Source organism: Comamonas sp. (assembly GCF_036666375.1).
Classification (GTDB): domain Bacteria; phylum Pseudomonadota; class Gammaproteobacteria; order Burkholderiales; family Burkholderiaceae_C; genus Comamonas.
This window is the reverse complement of record NZ_JAVWWA010000139.1, coordinates 1-6,749: the sequence shown is the minus strand read 5'-3', so window position 1 is coordinate 6,749 and position 6,749 is coordinate 1. Positions and strand designations below refer to the sequence as shown.

The window sequence follows — 6,749 nt, the reverse complement described above, 5'->3', positions numbered from 1 at the left end:
CAATGTGATCCGTTTCCTCTACCCGCTGACCATCCCCGACGCCCAGTTCGACGCCGCGCTCGCGACGCTGGGCGAAGCCGTGTCGGCCGCGGCGGATGCCGCAGTCGCAGCATAAGAAAGTACCCCACCATGGACATGAAGACTTCCCCTCTCGCCTTGCTCAACGACCCGAGCCTGCTCAAGACCGACGCGCTGATCGACGGACAGTGGGTCCAGGGCGACACGCGTTTCGATGTGAACGACCCCGCCACCGGCCTCAAGCTCGCCGATGTGCCGAACCTGGGCGCAGCCAATGCGCAAGTCGCGCTCGACGCCGCGAACGCCGCCTGGCCCGCGTGGCGCGGCAAGACCGCCAAGCAGCGCCATGCGATTTTGCTCAAGTGGTACGAACTGCTGATGGCGCACAGCGACGACCTCGCGCGCATCATGACGGCCGAACAGGGCAAGCCCTTTGCGGAAGCCAAGGGCGAAGTCGCCTACGGCGCGAGCTTTGTCGAGTGGTTTGCCGAAGAGGCCAAGCGCGTCAACGGCGAGACCCTGCCGCAGTTCGACAACACCCGGCGCCTGCTGGTGCTCAAGCAGCCCGTGGGCGTGTGCGCGGCGATCACGCCCTGGAACTTCCCGCTGGCGATGATCACGCGCAAGGTCGCGCCGGCGCTGGCCGCGGGCTGCCCCGTGGTGATCAAGCCCGCCGAGCTGACGCCGCTCACGGCGCTGGCCGCGGCCGAACTCGCACTGCGCGCCGGCATTCCCGCGGGCGTGCTGAACGTGCTCACGGCCGACAGCGAAAACAGCATCGCCGTCGGCAAGCTGCTGTGTTCCAGCGACATCGTGCGCCACCTGAGCTTCACGGGCTCGACCGAAGTGGGCCGCATCCTGATGGCGCAAAGCGCGCCCAGCATCAAGAAGCTGGGCCTGGAGCTGGGCGGCAATGCGCCCTTCATCGTCTTCGACGACGCCGACATCGACTCCGCGGTGGACGGCGCCATCGCCAGCAAATTCCGCAACGCGGGCCAGACCTGCGTCTGCGCCAACCGGTTCTATGTACAGGACGGCGTGTATGAGGAATTCGTGCAGAAGTTCGCCGCCCGGGTGCAGGCCTTGAAGGTCGGCAATGGCTTCGACGACGGCGTGGTGCAGGGGCCGCTGATCGAGCCGGCTGCAGTCGACAAGGTGCAGCGTCACCTTCAGGATGCGCTGGCCAAGGGCGCGCGCGTGGTCGCGGGTGGTGCCCGGCTTGAAGGCCAGTTCTTCCAGCCCACGGTGGTCGCCGACGCCACGGACGACATGCTGTGCGCGCGCGAGGAGACCTTCGGCCCGTTCGCGCCGGTGTTCCGCTTCACGAGCGAGCAGCAAGCCATTGACGCCGCCAACAACACCGAGTTCGGCCTGGCGAGCTACTTCTACAGCCGCGACGTGGGCCGCATCTTCCGCGTCGGCGAAGCGCTGGAGTACGGCATGGTGGGCATCAATGCCGGCGTCATCGCTTCCGAGCATGTGCCATTCGGCGGCGTCAAGCAGTCGGGCCTGGGCCGCGAAGGTTCGCGCCACGGCATCGATGACTACCTCGAACTCAAGTACCTCTGCCTGGGCGACATCGACAAATGAGAGCGGCGGCGCGCGCGGCCTTCAGTCCAGGCGCAACGCCGGCGTGATCTGCCGCGGGTCGGTGAGGACTTCGATCAGCGCAAAGCCCGCAGCCTGGCGCGCGCGCGCCAGCGCGCCGGGGAATGCTTCGGTGGTGTCGACGCGCTCGGCATGCGCGGCGCCCATGGCGCTGGCAAGCGCGACATAGTCGGGCCCGACCAGGCGCGTTCCGCTGACGCGCCCCGGATAGTGCTTCTCCTGGTGCATGCGTATGGTGCCGTACATGCCGTTGTTGACCACGATGACCACCAGCCGCGCGCCATGCTCGGCGGCCGTGGCGAGTTCCTGCGGGTACATCAGAAAGCAGCCGTCGCCGGCGACGCACAGCACCTCGCGACCGGGATGGCGCAGCGCCGCAGCCACCGCGGCAGGGACCCCATAGCCCATCGCGCCGCAGGTCGTCGCCAGCTCGGTGCGCGCGCCGCGGTATTGGTAGAAGCGGTGCAGCCAGACGGAATAGTTGCCGGCGCCGTTGGTCACCAGGGCGTCGTCGGGCAGCTGGGCGCTCGCATGCGCAATCACCGCGCCGAGATCGGCGCCGCTGGCTTCGGCCGCGCGCGCGGGCGGCAGGCTGAAGGCCTCATGCGCCTGCCTGGCGCGCGCCGTCCACTCATCCCAGGCGCGGCGCGCTGGTGCGGCCAGCGCCGCCAGCGCGGCAATGCTGCTCGCAGTGTCGGCCTGCAGGCCCATGCGGGGCCGATAGACACGCCCGATCTCATTGGCATCGGGGTGGATGTGAATCAGCTGCTGGCGCGGCTCGGGCACTTCGAGCAGGGAATACGAATCCGTGGAGACATCGCCCAGCCGCGTGCCTATGGCCAGAATCACGTCGGCGTTTTTTACCGCCTCCTTGAGCGCGGCGTTCATTCCCAGGCCCAGATGGCCCACGTAGTTGGCGCTGCGGTTGTCGAGCACGTCCTGGCGCCGGAACGAGCAGGCGACCGGCAGGTTCCAGGCCGCGGCAAAGCGCTGCAGCTGCTGCGACGCCTGCGCGGTCCAGCCGCTGCCGCCGACCACCACCAGCGGCTGGCGCGCCCCCTGCAGCGCCTGGGCCACGCGCGCCAGCGCGTCGCTCGACGGCGGCGTGGGCTCGAGCGCGCGGCAGGCAAAGGCCGGCTTGTCGGTCAACTCGACCAGCATGTCCTCAGGCAGCGACACCACGACCGGCCCGGGCCGGCCCGAGACCGCGGTATGGAAGGCCCGGGCCACGATCTCGCCCATGCGCGCGGCATCGGTCACTTCGACCACCCATTTGGCCAGGCCGCCGAACATCGCCTGGTAATCGACTTCCTGGAATGCGTCGCGGCCGACCTGGCTGCGCGCGATCTGGCCGACGAACAGGATCATGGGTGTCGAATCCTGCTGGGCGATGTGCACGCCGATGCTGGCGTGGGTCGCGCCCGGCCCGCGCGTCACCATGCAGATGCCGGGGCGGCCGGTCATCTTGCCGTCGGCCTCGGCCATGTTGGCCGCGCCGCCTTCGTGCTTGGTCACGATCAATTGAATGCTGTCCTGCACATCATGCAAGGCGTCGAGCACGGCGAGGTAGCTTTCGCCCGGCACGCAGAACACGCGGTCCACAAGGTGCAGGCGCAGGGAATCGACCAGCACCTGCCCTGCGGTGCGCGAGGCGGCGGGATCAGCGATACGGGCGGGGGAGTCTTCGAGCATGGGGCATTTCCTGTGGTGGCGGGGCCGCAATCCGGCCCGGACTGGCGCGAAGTCTAGAAGCCGCAGTGGCCGCGCGCACCGCCATTTCCGCAGGGCAGTCGTGCCGAAATTGCATTGCTGGTGCCGGCCCGGTTTTCCTAGCATGTCCCCTGAACGCAAGGACTGCATGCCATGACGTTCAACGCCGATCGCCGGCCTTCGCCGCGGCGCAAAAAAAGGAGACATGAACATGACAAGACATATCCCGGGTCGACGCGCCCTCATGCTGCAGGCCGCAGCCGCAGCCGCAGCCGCAGCCTGGCCGTTCGCAAAAGCCCTGGCCGCCGACACCTGGCCTGAGCGTGCGATCACCTACATCGTGCCGTTCGCTCCGGGCGGTGCCACCGATATCCTGGGCCGCATGTACAGCCAGGCGCTGACGCAGTCGCTGAAAGTACCCGTGGTGGTCGAAAACATAGGCGGCACCGGCGGCAGCCTGGGCTCGGCCAAGGCCGCGCGCGCCAAACCCGACGGCTACACGCTGGTCGGCGGCACCATCAGCTCGCACGCGATCAACGTCAGCATCTACCCGTCCATCGGCTACGATCCCATCGCCTCGTTCGAGCCCGTCATTCTGAGCGGCACGCTGCCCAACGTCATGCTGGTGCGCGCGAACGGGCCGTTGAAGACGGTCGACGATGTGATCACTGCGGGCAAGAAGCCCGGCAGCAGCATCAACTTCGGCTCTTCCGGCGTGGGCTCGTCGCAGCACCTGACCGGCGCCTTGTTCGCGCTGGAAACCGGTGCCAACCTGACGCATGTGCCGTACAAGGGTTCGGGCCCCGCGCTGCAGGCGCTGATGTCGGGCGAGATCGACCTGCTGTTCGACAACATCACGGCAGGCGTTCCTTTCGTCAACGCGGGCCGGCTGCGCGCGCTGGGCGTGACATCGCTGGAGGCATCGGCTTCGCTGCCCGACGTCAAGCCGCTGGCGCAGCAAGGCTTGGCCGGCTTCGAAGTCCTTTCCTGGCAGGCGGTGTTTGCCCCGGCGGGCACGCCCAGGCCGGTCATCGACAAGCTCTACCAGAACATGGCCGCCGCGCTGAAAAAGCCCGACGTGCAGGAAAAGCTCACGGCGCTGGGCATGGATGTTTCGGGTGCGGGCCCGCAGGAGCTGCGCGCGCTGCAGCGGCGCGAAGTCAGCAAATGGGCTGAAGTGGCGCGCAAGGCCAACGTCAAACTGGACTGATGCCACTTTTATGAGCGCACTCAAGAACATTCACGCCTTGGCCGATTTCGAGGCGCTGGCGCGCCGCAAGCTGCCGCGCCAGCTGTTCAGCTACATCCACAACGGCGCGGACGACGAATCGTCGCTGCGCGCCAATCGCGCGGCGTTCGAGCGCTATGCGTTCGTGCCGCGCATGCTCGAAGGCGTGGCCCGGCGCTCGCAGCAGATCGAGCTGTTCGGCCGCAGCTACCAGTCGCCGTTCGGCATCTCTCCGGTCGGCCTCTCGGCCATGTGGTGCTATCGCGGCGATCTGGTGCTGGCCCAGGCCGCGCAGGAGATGGGCATTCCCGCGGTGATGAGCGGCGCTTCGCTGATTCCCATGGAAACCGTGGCCGCCGCCGCGCCCGGCACCTGGTTCCAGGCCTATATGCCGGGCGAGCCGGCGCGCGTCGAGGCGCTGATCAGCCGCATCGCCAAGGCCGGCTTCGAGACCCTGGTGGTGACGGTCGATCTGCCGGTGCAGGTCAACCCCGAACGCTACGCCAAGAATGGCTTCAGCACGCCGCTGCGTCCCAGTCTGCGCCTGGCCTGGGATGGCATCAGCCATCCACGCTGGCTCGCCGGCACGTTTCTCAAGACGCTGGCGCGCCACGGCATGCCGCATTTCGAGAACTGGCGCGCCGAGCGCGGTGCGCCGATTCTGGCGGCGCGCGCCGAGCGCGACTTCCAGGCGCGCGATCACCTCGACTGGTCCCACCTGGGCGTGATGCGCGAGCTGTGGAAAGGGCCGCTGGTGGTCAAAGGCATTCTGCGCTGGCAGGACGCGGTGAAGGCCCAGAACCTGGGCGTCGACGGCATCATTGTCTCCAACCATGGCGGCCGCCAGATGGACGGCGCGATTTCACCGCTGCGCGTGCTGCCGGAAATCGTGCAGGCCGCGCCCGGTCTCACGGTGATGATGGACAGCGGCATACGGCGCGGCAGCGATGTGCTCAAGGCGCTGGCGCTGGGCGCGCGCTGCGTGTTCAACGGCCGCTCGTTCAACTATGCGGCAACCGCTGCGGGGCCCGAGGGTGTGCGGCATGCGATCGGCATACTGCGCACAGAAGTGCAGCGCAACATGGCCTTGCTGGGCATCAACCGGCTGGGCGAGCTTGACGCTTCGCTGGTGCGCGATCTTCAGGCGCAGGGCTGAGTGACGCCCGGCCACTGCCCCTTCTTGACCAGGCTGGCGACCACCTGGCGCAGGACCTGGGTGGTATCCCACAGACCGCTCGCGGCCGGCCGGTTCGTCGCCGTGGCGATGGCCACGGTGCGCAATGCCTCGTCGCCGGCAAGGCGCACGGCCTGCAGCTGGCCGCGCTCGACTTCATCCTGCACGGCCGCAAGCGGCAGCAGCGTGCAGCCGTGGCCCGCGGCCACGAGGCGGCGCGTCATGAACGTCGAGCCGTCGCACTCCATCGCCACCTGCAACCGCTGGCCACGGCGCTGGGCCCAGGTTTCGGCCAGGCCGCGCAGGCCGTGCTGCGTGGTCGGCAACACCAGCGGAAGGTCCAGCAGTTGGTCAATAGGCAGCGGGTCGGCCGGCCGCCGCCAGCCCGGCGGCAGCACGCAGCACAGCGGCTCCTGCAGCAGCAGATCGTGGTCGACGATGCGCGACTGGGTGGGCACATAGAGCAGCGCAACGTCGATCTTGCCTTCCTGCAGCCAGTCGACCAGCTGGTGACCCATGCCTTCGACAAATCGCAGGCGCGCGCGCGGAAAGCGCGCCTTGAGCGCATGGCCCAGCGCGCCGAAGGTCACCTGGGCAATGGTCGGCATGGCCGCGACGACGATCTGCGCCGGGCCCTCGGCAGCCAGGTCCGCCGCGACGCGGCGCGTGTGCTGCAGCGCATCGACCACCTTGCGCGCCTCCATCAGCAGCAGCGCGCCGGCCTCCGTGGGCACCATGCCGCGGCCGCTGCGGTGAAACAGCTTGACGCCGGCCTCGTCCTCGAGGCGGCCGATATGGCGGGTCAGCGTCGACGGCTCCATGCCCAGCGCCGCTGCCGCCCGCGAGATGCTGCCGCTCTGGGCAACGATGTGGAAGTATTCGAGCGCGCCAAGGTCCATGCGCTGAATATACCGACGGCGCGCCGGACTTCATGCGCTTGCGCCGGCAATTTTTGCGCCGCGCCCCGCAAGCTCAGCGCGAGCGCACCAGGCTGAACCACAGCCCCACGGC

General features: G+C 68.5%; 5 protein-coding genes. 3 read left to right on the top strand and 2 right to left on the bottom strand.

The features are described 5' to 3' along the window. Window positions 1–129 precede the first annotated feature (129 nt). Window positions 130–1,608, top strand: a complete 1,479-nt coding sequence (locus RR928_RS22535) for an NAD-dependent succinate-semialdehyde dehydrogenase (protein WP_332539935.1) — start codon at window positions 130–132, stop codon at window positions 1,606–1,608. Window positions 1,609–1,629: 21 nt separating this feature from the next. Here the strand turns inward: RR928_RS22535 and RR928_RS22530 are convergent, their stop codons facing one another. Next, complete coding sequence (locus RR928_RS22530; protein WP_332539933.1) at window positions 1,630–3,318, bottom strand: thiamine pyrophosphate-binding protein; 1,689 nt, start codon at window positions 3,316–3,318, stop codon at window positions 1,630–1,632. Between the two features lie 229 nt (window positions 3,319–3,547). On the opposite strand from RR928_RS22530, the gene RR928_RS22525 reads away from it, so the two are divergent. Together RR928_RS22525 and RR928_RS22520 are read left to right on the top strand one after the other, a co-directional pair. Next, entirely contained in the window at window positions 3,548–4,546 is a 999-nt protein-coding gene (locus RR928_RS22525; protein WP_332539932.1) for a Bug family tripartite tricarboxylate transporter substrate binding protein, read from the top strand. 10 nt (window positions 4,547–4,556) lie between these two features. Continuing rightward, window positions 4,557–5,720: an alpha-hydroxy acid oxidase gene (locus tag RR928_RS22520; protein WP_332539931.1), complete on the top strand. Its 1,164-nt coding sequence runs from the start codon at window positions 4,557–4,559 to the stop codon at window positions 5,718–5,720. On the opposite strand, the gene RR928_RS22515 is transcribed toward RR928_RS22520, so the two are convergent. After that, entirely contained in the window at window positions 5,705–6,637 is a 933-nt protein-coding gene (locus RR928_RS22515; protein ID WP_332549682.1) for a LysR family transcriptional regulator, read from the bottom strand. The genes RR928_RS22520 and RR928_RS22515 overlap by 16 nt on opposite strands. Window positions 6,638–6,749: the final 112 nt, after the last annotated feature.